Annotated in this window: 18 protein-coding genes; 6 read left to right on the top strand and 12 right to left on the bottom strand. The window is 48.5% G+C overall.

Annotated features, from left to right (window positions below):
* Positions 1–55: 55 nt before the first annotated feature.
* The 3 genes from E4K71_RS15310 to E4K71_RS15300 all read right to left on the bottom strand — a co-directional run bounded on the left by E4K71_RS15310 (position 56) and on the right by E4K71_RS15300 (position 1998).
* Positions 56–538, bottom strand: a complete 483-nt coding sequence (locus tag E4K71_RS15310; RefSeq protein ID WP_135081116.1) for a hypothetical protein — start codon at positions 536–538, stop codon at positions 56–58.
* A 144-nt stretch (positions 539–682) separates the two neighbouring features.
* Entirely contained in the window at positions 683–862 is a 180-nt protein-coding gene (locus tag E4K71_RS15305; RefSeq protein WP_135081114.1) for a hypothetical protein, read from the bottom strand.
* Positions 859–1998 (bottom strand): alpha/beta fold hydrolase, encoded by a 1140-nt coding sequence (locus E4K71_RS15300; protein WP_135081112.1) that lies wholly within the window; start codon positions 1996–1998, stop codon positions 859–861. The genes E4K71_RS15305 and E4K71_RS15300 overlap by 4 nt, the downstream gene beginning before the upstream one ends.
* 222 nt (positions 1999–2220) lie before the next feature.
* Here E4K71_RS15300 and mutS point away from each other — a divergent pair, with 222 nt between their 5' ends.
* The gene (gene mutS, locus E4K71_RS15295) at positions 2221–4833 is read left to right on the top strand and encodes a DNA mismatch repair protein MutS (RefSeq protein ID WP_135082097.1); all 2613 of its coding nucleotides are present in this window, start codon (positions 2221–2223) and stop codon (positions 4831–4833) included.
* A 9-nt stretch (positions 4834–4842) separates the two neighbouring features.
* Here mutS and E4K71_RS15290 read toward each other — a convergent pair whose 3' ends face one another.
* Entirely contained in the window at positions 4843–5919 is a 1077-nt protein-coding gene (locus tag E4K71_RS15290) for a glucosaminidase domain-containing protein (protein ID WP_135081110.1), read from the bottom strand.
* 285 nt (positions 5920–6204) lie between these two features.
* Here E4K71_RS15290 and E4K71_RS15285 point away from each other — a divergent pair, with 285 nt between their 5' ends.
* Positions 6205–7851: a diguanylate cyclase gene (locus E4K71_RS15285; RefSeq protein WP_135081108.1), complete on the top strand. Its 1647-nt coding sequence runs from the start codon at positions 6205–6207 to the stop codon at positions 7849–7851.
* Complete coding sequence (locus tag E4K71_RS15280; RefSeq protein WP_135081106.1) at positions 7848–9155, top strand: DUF2336 domain-containing protein; 1308 nt, start codon at positions 7848–7850, stop codon at positions 9153–9155. Before E4K71_RS15285 ends, E4K71_RS15280 begins: the two co-directional genes overlap by 4 nt.
* Here the strand turns inward: E4K71_RS15280 and E4K71_RS15275 are convergent, their stop codons facing one another.
* A complete protein-coding gene (locus E4K71_RS15275; RefSeq protein WP_135081104.1) occupies positions 9156–10565 on the bottom strand; it encodes a DUF4139 domain-containing protein in 1410 nt (469 codons plus the stop codon).
* A gap of 123 nt (positions 10566–10688) precedes the next feature.
* On the opposite strand from E4K71_RS15275, the gene rmuC reads away from it, so the two are divergent.
* From rmuC to E4K71_RS15260, 3 genes are all read left to right on the top strand, one after another.
* Positions 10689–11858, top strand: a complete 1170-nt coding sequence (gene rmuC, locus E4K71_RS15270) for a DNA recombination protein RmuC (protein WP_240796827.1) — start codon at positions 10689–10691, stop codon at positions 11856–11858.
* A 259-nt stretch (positions 11859–12117) separates the two neighbouring features.
* Positions 12118–12888: a hypothetical protein gene (locus tag E4K71_RS15265; RefSeq protein ID WP_135081102.1), complete on the top strand. Its 771-nt coding sequence runs from the start codon at positions 12118–12120 to the stop codon at positions 12886–12888.
* Positions 12889–13236: 348 nt separating this feature from the next.
* Positions 13237–14262, top strand: a complete 1026-nt coding sequence (locus E4K71_RS15260; RefSeq protein WP_135081100.1) for an aspartate-semialdehyde dehydrogenase — start codon at positions 13237–13239, stop codon at positions 14260–14262.
* Positions 14263–14363: 101 nt separating this feature from the next.
* Here E4K71_RS15260 and E4K71_RS15255 read toward each other — a convergent pair whose 3' ends face one another.
* From E4K71_RS15255 to ccrA, 7 genes are all read right to left on the bottom strand, one after another.
* A complete protein-coding gene (locus E4K71_RS15255) occupies positions 14364–15017 on the bottom strand; it encodes an IS1595 family transposase (protein ID WP_135081955.1) in 654 nt (217 codons plus the stop codon).
* Positions 15018–15122: 105 nt separating this feature from the next.
* The gene (locus E4K71_RS15250) at positions 15123–16004 is read right to left on the bottom strand and encodes a 3-hydroxybutyryl-CoA dehydrogenase (protein ID WP_135081098.1); all 882 of its coding nucleotides are present in this window, start codon (positions 16002–16004) and stop codon (positions 15123–15125) included.
* Between the two features lie 61 nt (positions 16005–16065).
* Positions 16066–16995 (bottom strand): FAD-binding protein, encoded by a 930-nt coding sequence (locus tag E4K71_RS15245; protein ID WP_135081096.1) that lies wholly within the window; start codon positions 16993–16995, stop codon positions 16066–16068.
* A gap of 1 nt (position 16996) precedes the next feature.
* On the bottom strand, positions 16997–17746 hold the full coding sequence (locus E4K71_RS15240) for an electron transfer flavoprotein subunit beta/FixA family protein (RefSeq protein WP_135081094.1): 750 nt from the start codon (positions 17744–17746) through the stop codon (positions 16997–16999).
* Positions 17747–17924: 178 nt separating this feature from the next.
* Complete coding sequence (locus E4K71_RS15235) at positions 17925–18488, bottom strand: cob(I)yrinic acid a,c-diamide adenosyltransferase (RefSeq protein WP_135081092.1); 564 nt, start codon at positions 18486–18488, stop codon at positions 17925–17927.
* Between the two features lie 335 nt (positions 18489–18823).
* Complete coding sequence (locus E4K71_RS15230; protein WP_135081090.1) at positions 18824–20485, bottom strand: acyl-CoA dehydrogenase family protein; 1662 nt, start codon at positions 20483–20485, stop codon at positions 18824–18826.
* Positions 20486–20633: 148 nt separating this feature from the next.
* A complete protein-coding gene (gene ccrA, locus E4K71_RS15225; RefSeq protein WP_135081088.1) occupies positions 20634–21905 on the bottom strand; it encodes a crotonyl-CoA carboxylase/reductase in 1272 nt (423 codons plus the stop codon).
* Between the last annotated feature and the right edge of the window lie 202 nt (positions 21906–22107).

Here is a 22107-nt window from a genome sequence, read left to right as displayed (position 1 = left end):
ATAGATCTCTGTTAGTAGTATTTAGGTATTTTGATAAGACCAGATTGACACTGGTTTATTTGGTATGAAGATGGACGTTTTGCGCACCCAGATTTTCCAAAACTTCTGTGGCTTTGGTTTGCTTGTCTTCACCCAGGGCACGCACCCATAAGATAATGCTTCCGGCATCAACAGCGCGGGCAAAATCTTCAGTATGCGGTGTTGCGGTGACTTCATCGAGGACTTCTTTAATTGCAGTACCGCCCACTGTTGCTCCCACAACAGCGCCAATCAATTCACCCACCGGACCACCAGCCAGGAAAACAGCACCACTGGCGACCATCGGACCTTCAAAGCGAATTTCCCCCACAAGGGCGGTCAAAATATCTTTGATCGGTTTGGCAGGTTTGCCCGCAGCTTCAATGGATTCATGAGAACTAAGCACACTTAAATCCGTGCGTTCAAATCCTGCGTTGAGTAATGCCTCGACTGTTTTTTCAAAAGTCTCGCGGGTTTCAAGAAGACCAACGACTTCTGTTACTGATGTGTTTGTGTTCATTTGTTTTAACCAGTATGTGAATTGAGTATTTATATTGCGCAGCATGCCCTATTTTAAGACATAATGCGAGTCCCATTATCCCTTAGCATAACGCAAAAAAAGAAACATGTGCTATGCAATTTTCACAAATCAGTACAGCAAACCTTATGAGGCTTTGCGAAATTTCTTTGCCAGATAGAAACACAACACGGCAAGGGCGCTAAGAGCGGTGGTTTTAATCATGCCTTTGGTTGGCATGTCACCATTTTGCCAAGCCCCGTCCTGATACCAGAGTGTGAGAGCTGCGACAGCTAAAAGGAAAGCGAGGAAAGAGGCGATTTTCATTGGGCGAGGTCCTTTAGAATTTTATCAAATGCCCAAGATGAAATCTTATGACGCGCATGGGTTTCATCAATCAGGACAGAGAAATCACCGCCTGTCACATTTTGCACAATATCTTCATAGAGCTTGCCGCGTGTATTGTTAAAACAACAGCGGTCATAGCGGTTAAAGATTTGCATCTGTGAACGCCCTGGCCGATCTGCGGCCAAGGCAAACATATCGAGATAAGAGGCAGTCTCTAGCATGGGCTTATAAAATTGAGGCGAGGCTCGTTCTTTATCACCATGACGCAATCCGATGGGAAGAACCCCGGCAATGGGATAGGATTTTTCGATACGGGGATCAAGCGCGGCACTCACAGCTGTCACCCAACCACCAGCCGACAGGCCCATCATATGGACATGTTGAATCTTCTGCGTATCCAACGCATGGTTCAGGGAGGCAAAAACAGGTTTGAAAATAACTTCTTGCGGGTGTTTGACCTGATCCAATTTGCCATTCACAGCATACATCCAAGGGTCCGGTATATTATTGGGGTGATCGCCATAACTGATCATATTGAAGGCAATGACTGTAAAGCCTTGTTCATTCAGTTTTTCCAGAAAATATTTTTGCTGGTGAAATGTTCCGGCATAACCGTGATGATAGAGCACAAGATGCCCATTTGATTTTAATGGGGTAAATAAAAAAGATTTGGCAATATAGGCTGGATCAAAGTCTGTAGACAGTTCAAAAATGGCATCGAGATTTGACCACTGCTTGTAAGCTGCCAGCTGGCAATACATACGCGTACTGACAGAAGGTTCAAACAGGCAGATCGGTGCAGGGTATTTTTCTGCAAATTCCTGCTTATAAATCCGCATCTGCCGATAGGGGCGCAGGTCTTCTAGCTTTTGTTTGCCTAAAATAGAGTTTCTTAACTGGGCGCGTTTATCTTCAAGATTACTTGATGAGGTCAGCGTTAGCGTTTTTTCTATATCGTATTTGGTAATCTCTTTAGGTAGCTCTTCAAAGGCAAAACTGTTTTTGCTTTTCAGGCCCATGAAAAAGATACGTGTTGGGTCCCAGTAATAGAAGAAACTGACAAGCGCACCAAGCAGACATAAGTAACCGAGACTTTGAAAAATTCGTGAAATCATGGTGCGCTGTTTCCTTGCTGATTGGTCGGGCATTACAATAGTTGTGCAAAAGCGGCCATGCAAGGCTTCACCCGTTCAAGGCGGTGTGCTATCACTGTGGCTCTTCATTTATTGCAGTATTGAAAACCACCCATGAGCACCCTTGAACTGGTTAAAGAACACCTGTCTGGCGAAGTCACGCAGGAAGAGATTGAAGCGCGCATGAAAGACGGGGCAACGCCGATGATGGCGCAGTTTATGGCGATCAAGGATCGTCATCCCGGCTATTTGTTGTTTTATCGTATGGGGGATTTTTACGAGCTGTTTTTTGAAGATGCGGTGGCGGCTGCCAATGCTTTACAAATTACCCTGACCAAACGTGGTCATCATAAAGGTGATGATATTCCCATGTGCGGGGTGCCGGTCAAAGCCTATGAAAGTTATCTGCCAAAATTGGTGGATAAAGGTTTCAAGGTAGCCCTGTGTGAACAGATGGAAGATCCGGCAGAAGCCAAAAAACGCGGTTCCAAGGCGGTGGTCAAACGTGATGTGGTGCGCCTGTTTACGGCGGGCACAATCACCGAAGATACGCTGTTGGATTCACGCCAAAACAACTATTTGGCGGCTGTGACCCAAACACGCAATGACATTGGTGTGGCGTGGCTGGATATTTCCACCGGGGCCTTTTATACACAAGCTTGTAGCCCTGCTGTATTGCCTGCGGTTTTGGCCCGACTCAATCCCGGTGAATTGCTTATCAGTGATAAATTGCTGCAAACCCCGGATCATTTTGAAACCTTCAATGACTTTAAATCCATTTTAACCCCGCAACCAGGTACGCGCTTTGACAGTGCCAATGCAACCAAGCGGCTGGAAAAGCTTTATGGGGTCAAAACGCTGGAATCTTTTGCCAGTTTTTCCCGTGTTGAAATCTCTGCTGCCGGGGCCTTGGTCGATTATGTGGAACTGACCCAAAAGGGCAAGTTGCCCCGTCTGGAAGTTCCCCGCCAGATGGCCCAGGGGGCCAGTATGGAAATTGATGCGGCCACCCGACGCAATCTGGAACTGACCATTACTTTAAGCGGGCAGCGCAAAGGCAGTTTGTTAGAGGTGATTGATCGCACAGTCAGTGGCGCAGGTGCCCGTTTACTTGCGGGCTGGTTGTCATCGCCTTTAACAAATGTGGACGATATTGATACCCGGTTGGACGGGGTACAGTTTTTTGCAGAAGATTTGGCAGCACGTGAAGATATCCGTGCGGCCTTGAAAAAATGTCCGGATATGGAACGAGCCTTGTCACGCATTACGTTGGGCCGGGGTGGTCCACGGGATTTGGCGGGTATTCGTGATGGGTTGACGGCGAGTTTTGAGTTGCGTGAAAAGCTGCTGCCCCTGACCCCGCCGCCGATTTTGGAGCAATGTGCCACGGATCTGGGTAATCATGGCGAACTGGTGGATAAATTACGCCGCGCCTTAAGCGAAGACTTGCCGCTTTTGGCACGAGATGGGGATTTTATTGCGACAGGCTATGCCCCAGAGCTGGATGAATTGCGCTCGCTTCGTTCAGAAAGCAAACGGTTAATTTCCAACCTTCAGGCGCGTTATGCCGAGATGGTCGATATCCCGACCTTGAAGGTGAAGCACAATAACGTACTGGGCTATTTTGTTGAGGTTACAGCAAAACAATCGGAAAAAATGCCGACAGATGGTGTGTTTATTCATCGCCAGACCATGAAAAATGTCATTCGTTACACCACGGTGGAATTGTCCGAACTGGAAGGGAAAATCAGTTCTGCCGGTGATCGTGCTTTGGCCTTGGAAACCCGCCTGTTTGAGGAATTAATTGGCGATGTCATGGCCCGTGCAGATGAAATTGCCCGTGCGGCTAATGCGTTGGCCCGCTTGGATGTGTTGGCAGCGCTGGCCCAAATTGCGGTGGAACGTGATTTTAATCGCCCGGTTTTATCAGGCGGGTATGAATTTGATATTAAAGGCGGGCGTCACCCGGTGGTGGAAGCCGCCCTGATTGCTGCAAACGAATCGGCCTTTGTTGCCAATGATTGTGACCTGTCTGAACAGCAGCGCCTCTGGTTAATCACCGGTCCGAATATGGCAGGTAAATCAACTTTCCTACGCCAAAATGCCTTAATTACCATTATGGCGCAGATGGGTGGTTTTGTGCCAGCTGATCAGGCCCATATCGGGGTGGTGGATCGGCTGTTTTCCCGTGTGGGGGCCGCAGATGATCTGGCCCGTGGGCGTTCAACCTTTATGGTGGAAATGGTGGAAGCTGCTGCCATCTTGAACCAGTCCAGTGATCGCTCCTTGGTGATTCTGGATGAGATTGGGCGCGGGACAGCGACGTTTGACGGGTTGTCCATTGCCTGGGCGGTGGTGGAACACCTTCATGAATTAAATAAATGCCGTTCGCTTTTTGCCACCCATTATCATGAATTAACCGCCCTGACATCCAAGCTTAGTCATCTTTCCTGTCATTCCATGCGGGTCAAAGAATGGAAAGGGGAGGTGATTTTCCTCCATGAAGTCGGGGCTGGCGCAGCGGATCGTTCTTACGGGATTCATGTGGCCCGTCTGGCTGGGTTGCCCAAGGCCGTGATCAAGCGGGCAGAACAGGTATTGGAAACCTTGGAACAGGGTGAACAAAGCAGTGCTGTGACCAAGCTGGCCGATGACTTGCCCCTTTTTGCAGCTCTTGCCAACGAGCCGGACCCGATCGTGGTGGAAAGCGGCCCCAGTGAAGTTGAAACCGCGCTTGATGATATCCAGCCCGACGATATGAGCCCGCGTGAAGCTTTGGAAGCACTCTATAAATTAAAAGATTTGCGAGGGGCCTGAGTTTACACTCTAAATCAGTGGCCCCTTAAGGATTGTGGCTTCGCCGCCATCAAGTGCGGTTTGATCGAAGCGGCCCAGCTCGTTTTGGGACATAATGGAATGAAGCGAAGTGACATAATGTTCACCGCGTTCTGAATATTTATCCAGCGTACGTGCCAGATCATAACCGCTTAATTCCTGATGAGAGGTGCGCATGGCAGCGCGTTTTTTGCGCAAACCCAGATAGGCTTTATGGGTGTTCAGGTTATGAACGTAGGCCCGCAGGCTGTCTGCCAAACTGTCAAAAGCTTTGATGCGATGGGATTTCCCCTGATCGCGCCCTTGGGGCACAATGCCTTTGTCTTTGGGGTTAAAGGTCCATTGACCAAACAGCGCATTGCCTTCACGGGCAAAACGTGAGGTTCCCCAACCGCTTTCTTCAGCCGCTTGTGCCAAGGCCAGAGAGGGCGGCACCACATCCATTTTTTGTAGCAGGGCGTCAAAGTTCCCTTGTTCAACACGATAGCGTTTAAACAGGCCGCTCAGCCAAATCCGATCTTTCCCGGCAATGTCCAGACCGATATTCAGGCGATGGCGAAAACGCCAGACTTTAGCGCGTTTTTCATGTAGCTCTTCATTGATTTTCAGCACCAAAGGCAAGAGCGTTCTGAAAAACAGGGACTTGCGTTCTTCGCTTTGTTTGATTTTAGCCAGATCAATCGGCAAGGATGTCAAAAAGACACGGGGAACATCACTGGTTCCTTTTAGAACCGGGTCCAGTTCGTAGCCGATTTTATTAAAGGTTTGATTGAGATCATTGACTGTCAGGCGACCATTTAAGGAAGATGGACTTTCCCCGGCAATGGCATCCATGTCTGCTTTGCTGAGTTTTTTATGTTCTACGGGTTTGAGAACAGCCTTTGGCGCTTTGCTGACTGTATTGCTGGGGTTCAGCACATGCATGCCTAAAAGTACAAAAAAGGAAGTTCCCACCAGACCTAGAAGCATATGATGGAAGCGGTTGTTTTGCGGTGTCGCAGCCATGTGAAAATCAAATGTTGTTAACAAGAGCGCGGCCCGCATGTGGCTGGCTATTTTTACGCGCATACCCAGAGGCAACGGATAACCGTTTTCATCAACTGTGATGTCTGGATCATGGATGCGGATTGTACAGATTTGAACGCAAAATACCAGTTGAATATAGTCATCTTAAAAAAACGTTAAAAAATCTTTCTTTTTTGCCTTTAATTTCCATTGCAATTAATAAGCATTTTTCTGTGTAGATTTCTGGTATGAATGTTTGATTTCCATGGCAAACCCGAATAGGATAATTCGAAGTTTTTATAAGATGTTATCTATATTTAGGTTCGTCGACGTTGAAGAAGAATAAAGATGTTTGAAACTTCTGAGATCTCATCTGCTGATTGGGTGACGACTGCGCCGTTCCCAGCGGTGTTAATGGATAAGGATAAAACCGTCTTATCCCAAAGCCGTGCGGCCGATTTGCTGGTTAAAAGCCTGCATTTGCCCAATATTGTGGATTTATTTGCCAGAGTGTCTCAGACAAATGCAGCCCATATGCAAACCACAGGTTTGGAAACGGAAAAAGGTGTTCTGTTTTATGACCTGACCCTGTGTCCCAGTGAACAGGGTTTTTTGCTGATTGCCAAAGATGCCAGTCTGGAACATAACCTGCGCGCTGCCTTGATGGATTCGCGCCAGCGTTTTAAGGATTTGGTTGATATTTCCAGTGATTTTGCCTGGGAAGTCGGGGCAGATGGTTATTTTATTTTCGTCTCGCAAAAAGGGGCGGTGGGCTATGAACCGGACGAGCTAATTCGCAAACATTGCGATGACATTGTTCTCAAACGCCATAAAAAACATTCTCTCAATCCGTTTTTATCCAAATCCAAACTGGAACGTGAAGAGGTTTGGGTTGTTCGCCCGGATGGGGAACCGGCCTGTTTGACGGTTTCCTGTGTGCCTTTGTTTGATGATGATGCCAACTGGGTCGGTGCACGCGGGGTCTGTCGTGACATTACCGAAGAGCGTGAACGCGATGCTGCACTGGCGCGGGCCTATCACCGTGATCAACTTCTGGCCTATATTGTCAAAACCATCCGTGATGAGGTGGAACCCGGCAATATGTTGAGCGCTGCGGCTAATGCAACAGCACGGGCGTTGAGCGCCAATGGATGCCAGATTTTCAGAAGCAAGCCTGATTGCGACATGATCGTGAATGCCTCTTTTGGGGATGTGCCGGATGAAATTCCGGATTTGTTTGCCAAGCTTGAAAATCTGGGTGAAAACGAAGTCGGGTTTTATGAGGTCAAAGACTGGGTGGCGATTTATTCAGCCACGCGTTATCGCCGTCATGTCAATGGCGCGATTTGTTTGTGGCGCGAAAAGGTGCGTGGGGTGTGGAGTGATGACGACAAAATCCTGGCAACTGATGTGGCAAACCAACTTGGGATCGCAAATGAACAAATTACCGGGCATGAACGCATTGTTGAACTCTCACGTACAGATGCCTTGACCGGCCTGTTGAACCGTCGTGCCTTTTTTGAAGATGAATTGCCTCGTCATATTGAACGTTTGCAGTTCAACAACAAGCCTGCGGCCTTGATTTATGTGGATCTGGATAATTTCAAACAGGTCAATGATGTCTTTGGTCATCAAAAAGGTGATGATGTTTTATTGTTGGTGCGTGATTATTTGCTTAAACAAGTGCGCCCCGGTGATGTCGTTGCCCGTTTGGGCGGTGATGAGTTTGCCTTGTGGCTGGATGACATTACAGAAACAACGGCTCATAAGCGGTGTGAGAAAATGATGGAAAGCAGTCGTTTTCTGATTGAGCATTCCGGGGTGGAGGATAAGCCGTTAGGGGTGTCCCTTGGTTTGGCGCTTTATCATCCCCAGACACATGAAACTGTTGAAGAATTGGTCGGGCGTGCAGATGCGGCCATGTATCAGGCCAAACATTCCGGGAAAAGCCAGTTTTGCGTTGCCGAAGATTACAAGGGTGAAGAAGTCAAATGACAAAAGACCCGGTACATGACGCCCCCTTGACCTATGAAGAGGCTCGGGAACTTGCCCGCCATCAGGATGTGACGGTGCGAAAGTCATTGGCTGAACGCGAAGATATCCGTCCGGAAATTTTGTTTTATCTGGCTGGGGATAAAGATTCTGAGGTGCGCCGGGCCATTACGGAGAATAAATCCACACCTGCACAGGCTTATGTGGAATTGGCCCGTGACAGCAATGATGATATTCGTTCAAATCTGGCGGAAAAAATTGCCAAACTTGCCCCGACCTTATCGGCAAGCCAGGTCGATAAAATGCAGAATTTCACCTTTCAGGCACTGGAAATTCTGGCGAGCGATCAGCTGACACAGGTGCGTAGTGTTCTGGCTGATACGTTAAAAGATGTCGCTAATGTTCCTGAAGACGTGATTTTAAAACTGGCCAAGGATGCAGAACTGGCGGTTTCTTGTCCGGTGCTGGAACATTCCCCGGTGCTTAGTGATGAGGATTTACAGGAAATTATCAGCAGTGGGATTTCTTCCGGGGCTTTAGGCGCTATTTCTAATCGGGCGCATGTCAGCTCGGATGTTTCTGATGCGATTGTGGGCACCAATGATGTTTCAGCCATTACCACTTTGTTGTGTAATGACAGTGCGCAAATTCGTGAAGATACGCTGGATCAATTGATTGAAGAATCCCGCAATGTCACGGAATGGCAGGGGCCACTGGTTCATCGCCCGGTCTTAAGTGATCAGGCATCGCGCCGTTTGGCGGAATTTGTTGCGGACAATTTGCTTGATACGCTTAAGGGCAGGGAAGATATTGCCCCAACAACCTTGTCTGTGATCCGCAAGGAAATGAACCGGCGCTTAAAACATAGTGAAGCGCCCGAAACGACTGTGGTTGAAGTTAAGGCCCAAAAAGGTGGCAATAAAGAGCTACGCCGGGAATATCAGTGGCTTTTCCAGCAACCCCCGCAAGAAATTGCCCAAAACCTGAAACGCATGAACCGCTTGAATGTTCAGGTTATTGTGAATGCTTTGGCAGAAGGTGAATATGATTTTGTTGTTGCCTGTATTGCAGAACAGGCAAACCTGCATATTTCGATTGCCCAGCGTATGATCGCCATGCGTAGCGCACGCGGGATTACAGCCTTGTGCTGGAAATCAGGTTTGAGTGCACGCATGGCTGTGGAAGTTCAAACCCGTGTTGGTCATATTCCAGCAGAAGATGTGGTGCGCCCCCATAAGGGAAAATATGCCCTGTCTGAAGAAGAACTTCAGTGGCAGGTTGATTTCTTTAATAATATGTCCATGTAATCAACGTGTCCTGACTTTCAGGCGATAGGTTAAAACCTGTTCTGATTGAGCAGGGACGTCAATGGCCCAGACCGCTTGATTATTTTCCCGTGATTTGGGTTTGTGGCTGCTGTTTTCCAAAGACCATTCCCCTGGGATGGATTCTGTAATTTCCACGGTTTCTTTCACATTCTTGGCATTTTTAATGGTGACTTTATAAGCCGCTTCAAAACTGTGTTTACCGTGTAGCTCAAAATCGGTTTGGGCACGCTTTAATGTCACATCAAAGCTTTGAGACGGGTGTAAAGCGGCTTTTGTGCCCTTGGGTGTATCGCCCAGGCGGTCCTCCCCGATAAAGTGGAGCTGTCCTTCCGTATCCTGTCGATAAAGGCGAACGATCCCGCTGGGAAGCGGATGGGCGCTGTTATTTTGAAAACGGATTTTAATGTGAGGATGGTGGGCTTTGGTTTTCCCTGCTAAGGCGCGATAGGTGGGGCCAAACTTCTGAGTCAGAATACGTTGTGTGGTAAAGTTCTGAACAGGCAGGAGCTGCACTTGTTTGGTTTCTTGTGAATGGAGTGTCGTTTTGACAGGCAGTTTGAAGAGATGGAGCCCGCCAAGGGCCTGTGCAGGTTTGGCTGTTCTTTCCATAACACTATCCATCGCCATCATGGCTTGGGGCTGGGCAGCGCGTGCCATCATGGGCACGTCTTTGCGCAAAGATTGTTTATTAACTTGTCCGGCGGCCAGGGTGATATCGGCCTTTTCATAGGAAACGGCTGTGTTGTTGGTCAGGTTTGCCCAGGCGTTGAGCTGGAGCTTGTCTTTTTTGGGATCAAGTACGGCACTATAAGAGGTATGCCATTTTAACCCATTTGAAAGATAGGCAAGGGCTAAATCTGCCTGTTGTTTTTCTGTGCTGTTCAGCGTGGCTAACAAGGTGGGGTGGGGGCGTAATCCTTCGGGCAGTTTGTCAATCATCAGCTGTCCGGGCAGGCCCACTTCAATTTTGCCGTCGCGTTCAAGGATCACCTGCCCCTGTGCGGAAAGGATTTTGGCACGGATGATGTCATCTTTTCCCGTGACACTGTTAAAGCGGCGAAATGAAACGGTCTTGCCCACAGATTTTTCCAGCAAAGCTTGTGGTGTCAGCAGGTCAAAGGCAAAGCGGCGTTCCATCACGTTAAAGCCTGTGCCAAAGATTAGTAAACTGTCAGGCAGGAGCTGCGGACTGATCTTGGCAAAAGCCAATGTTTGGGAACCTGTGCCTAAACGAACCTGACGGCGGTCCTGTACAAATCCCAGGCCATTTTGATAAAGGGTGAGCGATAACTCTTTTTGATGGGGGGGATCAAGGGGGCTTTCGGCCTGTGCAGCTGTGACAAACAGGCAAGCAGCCAGACCAAAGCTTAAGGGGGTGAGACAGGACATTGGGTGGCTCCTTGAAAAAATGCAGCTGGTCTTATGTTGCCTGCTGGAAAACGGTGGGGCAAGCTTGCGTCTGAAAAAAAACGTGCTATGGATGTATTCATAAGCTTATGGAGAGGTGAGAGCGTGGATTTTTTGCAAGATAGTGCGGTGTTGATCAGTGTGCTGGTCGGTTTTTCGGTTTTATGTCTGGTGATTGCTGTAATGGCGGTACGCAAAAACCAAAATCAGGAGGCACCCATCGCAGATGGTCAATCCGAAGCCTTGGCCCAGCAGCTTTTGGAACTGAGCCGTGCCCACGGGGAACTAACCGGGCGCATGGCCCAGATGGCAGAAGTGCAGAACCGCTCTCAACAGACGGTTAATGAGCGTTTACAGGCCCAAGAACGTGCGATTACCAAAACACTGGATGAACGCCTTAATAATCTGAGCCACCGTATGGGCGAAGGATTGTTGGAACAAACCAAATCCACGGCTAAGCATATGTCTCATTTGGCAGAACGGCTGGCCGTGATTGATACGGCACAAAAAAATATTATGGACCTGTCGGAACAGATGGTGGGATTGCAGGATATCCTGTCCAACAAGCAATCACGCGGGGCCTTTGGGGAGGTGCAGCTGGAAATGCTGGTGACTAATGCGTTGCCACCGTCGGCTTATAGTTTTCAGGAAACACTTTCTAACACCAAACGGGTGGACTGCTTGCTGCGTTTGCCAAACCCGCCGGGTTCCATCTGTATTGATGCGAAGTTCCCTCTGGAAAGTTATCAGGCGTTGCAAGCTGCTAATAGCGAGCAGGAAAAAACGCTGGCTATTCGCACCTTCAAGGCGGACGTATTGAAGCATATCAAGGATATTTCTGAAAAATACATTATTGCGGGGGAAACGGCTGAAAGTGCCTTGATGTTTTTGCCTTCAGAATCCATTTATGCGGAACTTCATGCCAATTTCACCGATGTGGTGGAAAAGTCCTATAAGGCGAAGGTCTGGATCGTGTCCCCAACGACCTTGATGGCAACCTTGAATACGGTGCGTGCAGTTTTAAAAGATGCCCGTATGCGTGAAGAAGCCGGGCGTATTCAAAAAGAGGTGATGACCTTGCTGGAAGATGTCGGGCGTTTGGATGACCGGGTTGGCGGGTTGGAACGCCATTTCAATCAATCCATTGAAGACATCCGTAAAATCCGCATTTCCACCGATAAAGTCACCAAGCGGGGCGAGCGGATTGAAGAAATCCAGCTGGGGGAAGATAGCCCTGCTGATGAACTGACCCCACCAGCCAAACAGTTGAAATAGCTAAGGTCAGGACCTCTTAATTTATTGCGTCATTTTCTACAAATCCCGAAGGGACGGGCTAAAAATAAAGGTGGCTAGCGTTATAAAACTTTTGCAGTGGATGGCACTGCGGCGAGTGTCATGCCTAATCCACCTTTATTTTTAGCTCCGCCAAACGCAATAAATTAAGAGGTCCTGACCCTATATCAGGCTTTACTGATTATTAAGGGCAATCGGCTATAGTCTTTCTTAAATAACAATAAGAAAGAGAGGTCGCATCATGTTCCGATTGATCCTTACTTTGCTCTTCACTGTGATCAGCCAAATGGTCTGGGCTGATGATATTGTTTCTGCACGTTTTGTCTTGCCGACGGACCGCTATGACCATTGTGTGCTGGGTGATTGTCTTGAATATGAAGCGATTGAGGCAATTATGGATGATGGCCGTATTTTGTCTTTTCGTCTGGATGAAGGCTCTGTTTTTGAAGATGTCACCCCACGCCTTGTGCCGATGGGCTTAAATGGGCGTAAAGCGATTTTGGTGGTGCGCAGTTATCAAGACCGGGGGGCGGCGCTTGTGGTGTTGGATGTGCGTTCTGGTCAATTGATGATTGCGGCAGAAAGCCCGGCAATCGGGACAGCTTTTCGCTGGCAAAACCCCATTGGGATTGGGGATTTTGATCGGGATCGTAAACTGGAAATCGCAGCGGTGATTACGCCCCATATTGGCGGCAAGTTGCAACTTTATGAACGTCAGGGCAAAAAGCTTGTTGCGGATAAAGCCACTGAGTTTTTTTCCAACCATAAAATGGGGGCGCAAGAGCTGGACCTTCATGAGATTGTGGACTGGAATCGGGATAAAACCGTTGATATCATCGTGCCTGATATGACCCGTCATGAGCTACGCGTGATCAGTTTTGTGTCAGGAAAAGCAGAAGTGATTGCAAAGCGACGTTTTGCCAGTGCGATTAAAGGCCCGGTGACGTTACATGAAAATAATTTACAGGTGCCTTTGGTTGACGGGCTTGTGGAAAGCTGGACACGGCCATAAACATCACTGGACAAATGTGAATCTTTTCAGTATGTAAAGAACACGTTTTAAAGAGAGTGTTTTTTATTATGCTAAATGCGCTGAACATCATGTCTGTGAAAAAGACAACCGCAAAGATTTTTGCGGATGATGTGGCGTGCACGCTTCTCATCGGCTCCAAAACGACCAAGACAACGTTGACAAAGACGACGTAAGTCTCGCGAGGAACCAGGTAAACGGATTATATATTCGAAAAACAGGCCCTCGCGGGGAATACCGCTTCGGGCCTTTTTTCGTATGTAATATCTAGATGGGAAATGGGCCAGGCGGGTAAAACCAACGGGACCGTAACTTAAAAAGGATTTAAAAATGGGTTATAAAGTCGCAGTAATGGGTGCCACTGGTAATGTGGGCCGTGAAATGCTCCAGATTATGGCAGAACGCAACTTCCCGGCAGATGAAGTCGTTGCACTGGCTTCACGTCGTTCTGTCGGGCGTGAAATCTCTTATGGGGAAGATCAGGTGTTGAAAGTACAGGATCTGGATACATTTGATTTCACAGGGACAGACATTGTACTGTCTTCACCAGGTGGTGCGATTTCTGCGAAATATTCTCCGCGTGCGGCTGAAGCGGGTGCGGTTGTGATTGATAATACATCCCATTTCCGTATGGACCCGGATATTCCACTGATCGTGCCGGAAGTTAACCCGGAAGCGATTGGGGACTATAAGAAAAAAGGGATCATCGCGAACCCGAACTGTTCCACAATTCAGATGATGGTTGCGTTGAAGCCGCTGCACGCAGAATTTGAGATTGAGCGTGTGATCGTTTCTACATATCAGTCTGTTTCCGGTGGCGGTAAAGAAGCTATGGACGAACTGTTTGAACAGACCAAAGGCATTTTCATGAACAAGCCTGCATCTGAAACCAAGCAGAAGTTCACAAAGCAGATTGCCTTTAACTGTATTCCGCATATTGATGTGTTCATGGATGATGGCGCGACAAAAGAAGAATGGAAGATGAAGGTTGAGACGGCAAAGATTCTCGACGAAAACATCAAAGTTCACGCTAACTGCTGTCGTGTTCCAGCCTTTGTCGGTCATGCGGAATATATCAACATTGAAACGAAAAAGCCGATTGATGAAGAGCGCGCACGTGAAGTGATGAAAGCGCAAGACGGTTTGGTGATTGTTGACCATCGCGCTGATGAAGGTTACGTCACTCAGGTCGAATGTGCAGGTGAAGATGCGACTTATGTATCTCGTATCCGCAAAGACGATACGGTTGAAAACGGCCTGTCTTTCTGGTGTGTGTCTGACAACCTGCGCAAAGGGGCAGCCCTGAACACTGTTCAGATTGCCGAAGCGCTGGTACGTGACCATCTGAAGAAATAAGCTTTATTCTCTAAAGCAGTTTAAGGCGCCTCTGAGGGAAACTTCAGGGGCGTTTTTCTTATTGGTTTAGGCAAAAAATAAGGGGCTGAAGTAGCTAAGGGTTAATGTTTAGCCTGTTTATACCATATTTTCAGCTGCTTTAGGAGGTCTGCGTGGTTGCCTCCATTGAAACGCCATTCACACTCCTTGAGAAACCAGTAGAAATGGTCAGTTTTGATACCGTTGAATTTCCGCATATGACGCTTTGCCTGATTCCAAAAGTTCTCAATGCCATTGATGTGATTTTGTTTGTCTGCAAAGAGTTTGGAATGGTTGATGCGGCGGTGATGAAAGTCCGAAACATCCAATGCGTTGTAAGCGCCAAACGTATCGGTATAGACGATACTGTCAGGCTCGACCTTCTCCTGAATAATCGGTAACAGCGTCTCTGTCTTTGCATTGGGAATGATTGCCGTATAGACCTTGCCACCCCGCTTTAAAAGGCCAAACACAGCCACTTTGCCGCCAGCACCACGACCTCGTTTTCCTTTACGGACACCGCCAAAATAACTTTCATCAGCTTCAATCTCGCCTTGCAAACGATAGCTCGGCAACTTGCTGGCAATCAATTGGCGAAGCCGCATGAAGAAGCGGATCGATGTGTTCGCTTGGATACCTACAATTTCAGCAGTCGCACGAGCCGTGCTGCCTGCGACAAAATGCTCAATCAACTTGCTTTGCTGACGTAAAGTCAGACGACTTTTTCGGATGTACATCGTAGCCATTATAGAACCTCTTTCAGTCCTTAGCTACTTCAGCCCCAAAAATAAAACCCTGCCGGATTTCTCAGGCAGGGCTTTTCTTGAAAGTCTTTAATGACCTTAACGAGTCGGTACCGGCTCGTCACCGCTGTAGTCGTAGAAACCACGACCCGTCTTGCGACCGAGCCAGCCAGCTTCCACATATTTAACCAGCAGCGGGCAAGGACGATATTTGGTATCGGCCAAACCTTCGTGTAGAACGTTCATGATTGCCAAGCAAGTGTCCAGACCGATGAAGTCGCCCAGTTGCAGCGGGCCCATCGGGTGGTTGGCACCCAGACGCATGGCGTTGTCGATGGATTTAACGTTACCCACACCTTCATACAATGTGTAGACCGCTTCGTTGATCATGGGGATCAGGATACGGTTTACGATGAAGGCCGGGAAATCTTCGGCAGAAACAGATGTTTTGCCAAGACGCGCTGTCATTTCCTTGATGCACTGGAAGGTGTCTTCATCTGTGGCGATACCACGGATAAGTTCAACCAGTTTCATGACCGGAACCGGGTTCATGAAGTGCATACCGATGAAACGTTCTGGGCGGTCTGTAGAGGCCGCCAGACGTGTGATGGAGATAGAAGAGGTGTTAGATGCCAGGATCGTATGTTCCGGCACAACCGCACAAACTTGTTCAAAGATCGCTTTTTTGATCTCTTCATTCTCTGTGGCGGCTTCAATAACCAAATCTGCAGAAGATAGAGCAGACATTTCAGTGGATGTGTCGATATTGGCCAAGGCCGAATCGCGTGCATCCTGTGTGATCTTCTCTTTCTTAACCTGGCGGTCCAGGTTTTTGGTGATGGTGGCAACGGCCTTTTCCAATGCATCAGCATTGACGTCGACCAGTATGACTTTGTAATCAGCAGCGGCTGCAACATGTGCAATACCGTTACCCATTTGACCGGCACCAATAACACCGATTGTTTTAATTTCTACAGACATGGTCCCTCTTTTTTCCGTCTGTTAAGGTAAAGTACGAGACATCATAGGCAAAGAGCCGGGATTAACCCAGCTCTTTTTCCAGTTCAGGTACCGCATCGAAGAGATCTGCAACCAGACCGTAGTCCGCCACCTGGAAGATCGGGGCTTCTTCGTCTTTGTTGATTGCAACAATCACTTTGGAGTCTTTCATACCTGCCAAGTGCTGGATCGCACCGGAGATACCAACTGCGATATACAGTTCAGGCGCAACGATCTTACCTGTTTGACCAACCTGCATGTCGTTCGGTACAAAGCCCGCATCAACAGCTGCACGGGACGCACCAATGGCTGCACCCAGTTTGTCAGCAACTTTTTCCAGCAGGGCGAAGTTTTCGCCATTTGCCATACCGCGACCACCAGAGATGATCACTTTGGCAGATGTCAGTTCTGGACGTTCAGACACAGACAGTTCTTCACCAACGAAGGAAGATTTGCCGGAGTCACCTTGGGATGCCACAGCTTCAACAGCCGCAGAACCACCTTCAGCAGAAGCTGCATCAAAAGCTGTCCCACGAACGGTGATGACTTTCTTTTCATCAGAAGACTGAACTGTCGCCATGGCGTTACCCGCATAGATCGGGCGAACGAATGTATCAGCAGATTCAACTTTTGTGATGTCAGAGATTTGGGCAACATCCAGAAGCGCTGCAACGCGTGGCATGAAGTTTTTGCCCGTTGTTGTTGCAGGGGCCAGAATGTGGCTGTAATCATCAGCCAGGGACACAACCAGTTTGGACATGTTTTCAGCCAGCTGGTGGTCATATGCTGCATCATCAGCAACCAATACTTTGGCAACACCGTCGATTTTTGCCGCTGCGTCACCCGCAGCGCCGCAACCGTTACCAGCAACCAGAACAGTTACATCACCCAGCTCTTTAGCAGCTGTAACTGTGTTCAACGTTGCGTCTTTGATGGACGCATTGTCGTGTTCAGCAATAACAAGAACGCTCATCTTAGATCACCTTCGCTTCGTTTTTCAGTTTATCAACCAGTTCAGTCACTGTTTCCACCTTGATCCCGGCAGAGCGTGCAGCAGGTTCTTCAACTTTCAACGTTTTCAGGCGCGGCGCCACATCAACACCGAAGTCAGCCGGAGAAACTGTTTCCAGCGGCTTTTTCTTGGCTTTCATGATGTTTGGCAGTGCTGCGTAACGCGGCTCGTTCAAACGCAGGTCAGTTGAAACGATTGCCGGCAATGCAAGTTTCACCGTTTGCAGACCACCGTCAACTTCACGTGTGACATCAACAGAACCGTCAGCAACAACAACCTTGGAAGCGAATGTGCCTTGCGGCCAATCCAGCAACGCGCCGAGCATCTGACCTGTTTGGCCATTGTCGTCGTCAATTGCCTGTTTACCCAGGATGATCATATCCGGGTTTTCTTTTTCAACGATGCCTTTAAGCAGCTTGGCAACGGCCAGCGGCTGAAGCTCTTCGCCTGTTTCAACCAAAATACCGCGATCAGCACCCATGGCGAGGGCGGTACGGATGGTTTCCTGACATTTTTTCTCACCCATGGAAACAATCACAACTTCTTCAACTGTGCCTGCTTCTTTAAGGCGGATAGCTTCTTCAACGGCAATTTCGTCAAATGGGTTCATAGACATTTTGACGTTTGCTGTTTCAACACCCGTGTTGTCCGACTTTACGCGGATTTTCACGTTGTAATCAATTACGCGCTTTACTGCGACGAGAACCTTCATGGAATTCCTTTCTCAGAAGTCGTTTCAAATAACGCCTGAGGCTTGTTATGCGGTTCAGAGGAAGCCCTCTTCCACCAATCAATTTTTCGCAATGCACAATACGGGTTGCAACGTTGAATGTCAACTTCATGCGCCCAATTGTACCTGCTGTGCCTCAGCCGAAAAACCTCCTTAAGACCTAACGATGTGCACCCGGTTTCCACAAAACATCCGATTTGCCTTTGCCATTTAGATAACGGGCCATGACAAAAGCATGATCAGATAAGCGATTGAGGTATTGCACACACAAAGGGTTGATTGTTTCACGGCTTGCCAGTTCACTGCACAGACGTTCTGCGCGACGACAAACCGTACGACACAGATGCAGATAAGAAGCCGCCGGGCTGCCACCGGGCAAGACGAAAGAAGTGAGAGCTTCCAGCTCGTCATTCATTCGGTCAATTTCCGATTCGAGACGGGTGACTTGTTCTGCAACAATCCGCAAGGCCCCTTCGTTTTTGCGGCCATCCTGTGGGGTACACAGGTCAGCGCCCAAATCGAACAGGTCATTTTGGATACGTTCCAGCATGACATCCATCTCGCCTTCGGTGTGAAGGCGGGCCAGTCCGATGGTCGCATTGGTTTCATCCACACAGCCATAGGCATCCACGCGCAAGTCATGTTTGGCAATGCGGCTACCATCTCCAAGGGAGGTTTCGCCTTTATCACCGCCACGGGTGTAGATTTTTGTCAATGTGACCATAGATCAATCAAACCTTATTTTCGCATGCAAAAGTGCAAGGGCAAATCATGGGCTTTTTGACATATTCGTCAAGCTCAAAGAGGTAAAGAATTGTTAAGAGGGCTAACAATTCAAACATGCAAGCCGCCCCTTTAAAAAATCCCCTTCCCTAAAAAAGGAAAGGGGGTCAAGTCGGCTTCGCTGTCTGCCTTTTCCATAGGGGAGCCCCAATGGAAGGCGTGGTTGTTGATAAGCAGATGGCAGAATCTTTTAAGGTGCTTATCTCACGCCGGACCACCGATTGGACCTTTGCCCTAAAAAAGGAGAGGGAAGAACAAAGGCCCGTGGTGATAATCTTATCGACGGGTCAAAAGACCACGTGCAATAACGCCTGCCTGAATTTCAGCGGCACCTTCAAAGACATTGAGGATACGACTGTCACACAGAACGCGAGAGATCGGATATTCGGTCGCATAACCGTTACCACCGTGGATTTGAAGCGCGTTATCGGCGTTAGACCAAGCTACACGGGCAGCCAGCAGTTTCGCCATGCCTGCCTCGATATCACAACGCACATCGTGATCTTTCTCCCAGCCAGAGAAATAGGTGATCTGACGGGCGATCATGGTTTCAACAACCATCCAGGCGATTTTGGAGTGAACACGCGGGAATTCAAAGATCGGCTTGCCGAATTGAACGCGTTCTGTTGCATAACGCAGGCCCAGTTCCAAGGCAGATGTGGCCACACCAGAAGCACGTGCCGCGGTTTGAATACGGGCTGATTCAAATGTTTCCATCAACTGTTTAAAGCCCTGGCCTTCTTCACCACCGAGTAATTGACCTTCTTCAACTTCAAAGTCGTCAAATGCCAATTCATATTCTTTCATGCCGCGATAACCGAGAACCTCGATTTCGCCGCCGTCCATGCCTTCAGCCGGGAACGGGTTGTCTTCTGTGCCACGTGGTTTTTCAGCCAACAGCATAGACAGACCTTTATAGCCTTTTTCGTCCGGGTTGGTGCGAACCAGCAATGTCATCAGGTCAGAACGAGAGGCATGTGTGATCCATGTCTTGTTGCCTGTAACTTTCCACTTGCCGTCTTCCAGAACCGCACGTGTTTTCAAGGAACCCAGGTCAGACCCTGTGTTTGGTTCAGTGAAAACAGCTGTCGGCAGAATTTCACCACTTGAGATCAGCGGCAGGTATTTTTCTTTTTGTTCTTCTGTACCACCCAGGCGGATCAGCTCACCTGCGATCTCGTTACGGGTACCGAGCGAACCCACACCGATGTAGCCGCGTGACAGTTCTTCTGTCACCACGCACATGGCTGTTTTACCCATGCCAAGCCCGCCGTATTCCTCAGGAATTGTCAGGCCGAAGACACCCATTTCAGCAACTTGTTCGATGATCTCCAGCGGGATCAGTTCGTCTTTTTCGTGCCATTTGTGGGCTTCTTCAATCACTTGTTCGTCAACAAAGCGGCGGAACTGATCACGGATCATTTCCAGCTCTTCGTCCAGACCCGTTGTACCGAAAGAACCTGTTTCCAGACCGTCTTTGGCATATTCAGCGATCTTGCGACGAACAGCTGGTGTGTTGCCTTCATATTTGAAGCGCTTCACATCGTCTTTCATGTAAGCGTGGCAATCAGCAGATGTTAGGCCGAGATCGTGTGGACGGATGATTTCAACTTGGGAAATGGCAATGCCGTGTGTCAGCTGTGTGCAATATTCACCGAACGCGCATTGCAGGATCAGCTGTTCAAATTCACCGAAGGAGCCTTCTTCAGTCAGCTTTTCACCCCATTTGTGCATTTGACGCAGGGATTCAACATAAGTTGCCATCCAGGACAGGCCGTGAGCAGCGGTTTGTTCTTCTTCCAGTTTGGCAGAATTGACGCGGCCATCGACCATAACTTTTTCAGAAACAGCGTCTTTGGCTTTTTCCAGCAGTGCGTCAGCAGCTTCAACAGCGCGACCAGCAGAAGCCAGAAGATCAGACAGGATTAGATCGCTCATGGATCATTCCTTTCAATTTTTTTTAAAGTGTAGCGAAGCGATATAAAAACGCCCGTCATCTTCGGAATATGAACCGGAGATCTGCTTGTCGAGATCCCCGCATTCGCGAGGATGACGGGCGTTCATTTCATTTTAGAAAACGTGAAACTTATGCTTCGAGGTTTTCTTCAACTGTTTTCAGGCCAGTTGTTTTGGCGTTAACCAGAACAGCCATGTTGCCCGGAAGGTGTTGGTTTTTCATCATCTTCATGTGAGATTCAGGGATTTGATCCCATGGGAAACACTCAGACATACATGGGTCAAGACGACGCTCTACCATCAGTTTGTTCGCTTGAGCCGCTTGTTTCAGGTTGGCGAAGTGAGAACCCTGAATACGCTTTTGACGCATCCATACGAAACGAGCATCCATTGTCAGGTTGAAGCCTGTTGTACCCGCACAGAATACAACCATACCGCCACGCTTAACAACGTTACAGGAAACAGGGAAAGTCATTTCACCCGGGTGTTCGAAGACCATGTCAACGTCATTGCCCTTACCAGTGATTTCCCAGATGGCCTTACCGAATTTACGTGTTTCTTTCATGTAATCGTTGAAGCCTTCGCCGTTTACTGTCGGCAGCTGACCCCAGCAATCGAAATCATTACGGTTGAGAACAGCTTTTGCACCCAGGCCCATAACGAAGTCACGTTTGGATTCGTCAGAGATGATACCGATGGCGTTTGCACCTGCAACCGCACAAAGCTGAACAGCGTAAGAACCCAGGCCGCCAGAAGCACCCCAAACCAGAACGTTGTGGCCCGGACGCAGGATGTGCGGACGGTGGCCAAACAGCATACGATAAGCAGTTGCCAGCGTCAGTGTGTAACACGCTGCTTCTTCCCAAGTCAGGTGTTTAGGACGTTCCATCAGCTGACGGGCTTGAACGCGACAGAATTGTGCGAAAGAACCGTCCGGCGTTTCATAACCCCAGATACGTTGTGTCGGGGAGAACATCGGATCACCACCGTTACATTCTTCGTCGTCACCGTCATCCTGGTTACAGTGAATGACAACTTCGTCACCCACTTTCCAGTTTTTAACCTTGTCACCTACAGCCCAAACGATACCGGACGCGTCAGAACCACAGATGTGGTATTCTTCGTCATGTACGTCGAATACAGAAATCGGCTTACCCAGAGAAGCCCATACGCCGTTGTAGTTTACACCAGCGGCCATCACGTAGACGAGGGCGTCGTGGCTGTCCAGTGCAGGTGTGTCAACGACTTCCAGCTGCATTGCTGTATCTGGATCACCGTGGCGTTCGCGACGAATCGCCCAGGCGTACATTTGTGCAGGTACGTGACCCAGTGGCGGCATTTCACCAATTTCATACAGGTCTTTTTTCGGCTGGTCTTGAAGAACTTCAGCGAGATAGCTCATGCGGGATACTCCCTTGGTTTATGAATTACGTTTCCAACTGCCGATCAAAAATCGACGATTAATTTGACATCAGTCCTACATTTTTTTGGGCCGTTGACAAGTCTTTTTTGCGACTGCGCACAAAAAAATGGTTGCATATGTAACTTATTTTGGAAAGATCCTAGTTTTTATATGATTTTGGACTTTTTTTGCGATGCACATA

This window comes from Terasakiella sp. SH-1 (assembly GCF_004564135.1).
Lineage (GTDB): Bacteria > Pseudomonadota > Alphaproteobacteria > Rhodospirillales > Terasakiellaceae > Terasakiella.
The sequence above is the reverse complement of the archived record's forward strand: the minus strand, read 5'-3'. Positions and strand labels throughout refer to the sequence as shown.

What these genes read in the sequence shown, in the direction of transcription:
- E4K71_RS15310 (WP_135081116.1), bottom strand. Translation starts at nt 538, where the DNA reads ATGAACACAAACACATCAGTAACAGAAGTCGTTGGTCTTCTTGAAACC.
- mutS (WP_135082097.1), top strand. Translation starts at nt 2,221, where the DNA reads ATGATGGCGCAGTTTATGGCGATCAAGGATCGTCATCCCGGCTATTTG.
- E4K71_RS15245 (WP_135081096.1), bottom strand. Translation starts at nt 16,995, where the DNA reads ATGAGCGTTCTTGTTATTGCTGAACACGACAATGCGTCCATCAAAGAC.
- E4K71_RS15300 (WP_135081112.1), bottom strand. Translation starts at nt 1,998, where the DNA reads ATGATTTCACGAATTTTTCAAAGTCTCGGTTACTTATGTCTGCTTGGT.
- ccrA (WP_135081088.1), bottom strand. Translation starts at nt 21,905, where the DNA reads ATGAGCTATCTCGCTGAAGTTCTTCAAGACCAGCCGAAAAAAGACCTG.
- E4K71_RS15280 (WP_135081106.1), top strand. Translation starts at nt 7,848, where the DNA reads ATGACAAAAGACCCGGTACATGACGCCCCCTTGACCTATGAAGAGGCT.
- E4K71_RS15235 (WP_135081092.1), bottom strand. Translation starts at nt 18,488, where the DNA reads ATGGTCACATTGACAAAAATCTACACCCGTGGCGGTGATAAAGGCGAA.
- E4K71_RS15265 (WP_135081102.1), top strand. Translation starts at nt 12,118, where the DNA reads ATGTTCCGATTGATCCTTACTTTGCTCTTCACTGTGATCAGCCAAATG.
- E4K71_RS15255 (WP_135081955.1), bottom strand. Translation starts at nt 15,017, where the DNA reads ATGTACATCCGAAAAAGTCGTCTGACTTTACGTCAGCAAAGCAAGTTG.
- E4K71_RS15250 (WP_135081098.1), bottom strand. Translation starts at nt 16,004, where the DNA reads ATGTCTGTAGAAATTAAAACAATCGGTGTTATTGGTGCCGGTCAAATG.
- E4K71_RS15285 (WP_135081108.1), top strand. Translation starts at nt 6,205, where the DNA reads ATGTTTGAAACTTCTGAGATCTCATCTGCTGATTGGGTGACGACTGCG.
- E4K71_RS15290 (WP_135081110.1), bottom strand. Translation starts at nt 5,919, where the DNA reads ATGCGCGTAAAAATAGCCAGCCACATGCGGGCCGCGCTCTTGTTAACA.
- E4K71_RS15275 (WP_135081104.1), bottom strand. Translation starts at nt 10,565, where the DNA reads ATGTCCTGTCTCACCCCCTTAAGCTTTGGTCTGGCTGCTTGCCTGTTT.
- E4K71_RS15305 (WP_135081114.1), bottom strand. Translation starts at nt 862, where the DNA reads ATGAAAATCGCCTCTTTCCTCGCTTTCCTTTTAGCTGTCGCAGCTCTC.
- E4K71_RS15230 (WP_135081090.1), bottom strand. Translation starts at nt 20,485, where the DNA reads ATGAGCGATCTAATCCTGTCTGATCTTCTGGCTTCTGCTGGTCGCGCT.
- E4K71_RS15240 (WP_135081094.1), bottom strand. Translation starts at nt 17,746, where the DNA reads ATGAAGGTTCTCGTCGCAGTAAAGCGCGTAATTGATTACAACGTGAAA.
- E4K71_RS15260 (WP_135081100.1), top strand. Translation starts at nt 13,237, where the DNA reads ATGGGTTATAAAGTCGCAGTAATGGGTGCCACTGGTAATGTGGGCCGT.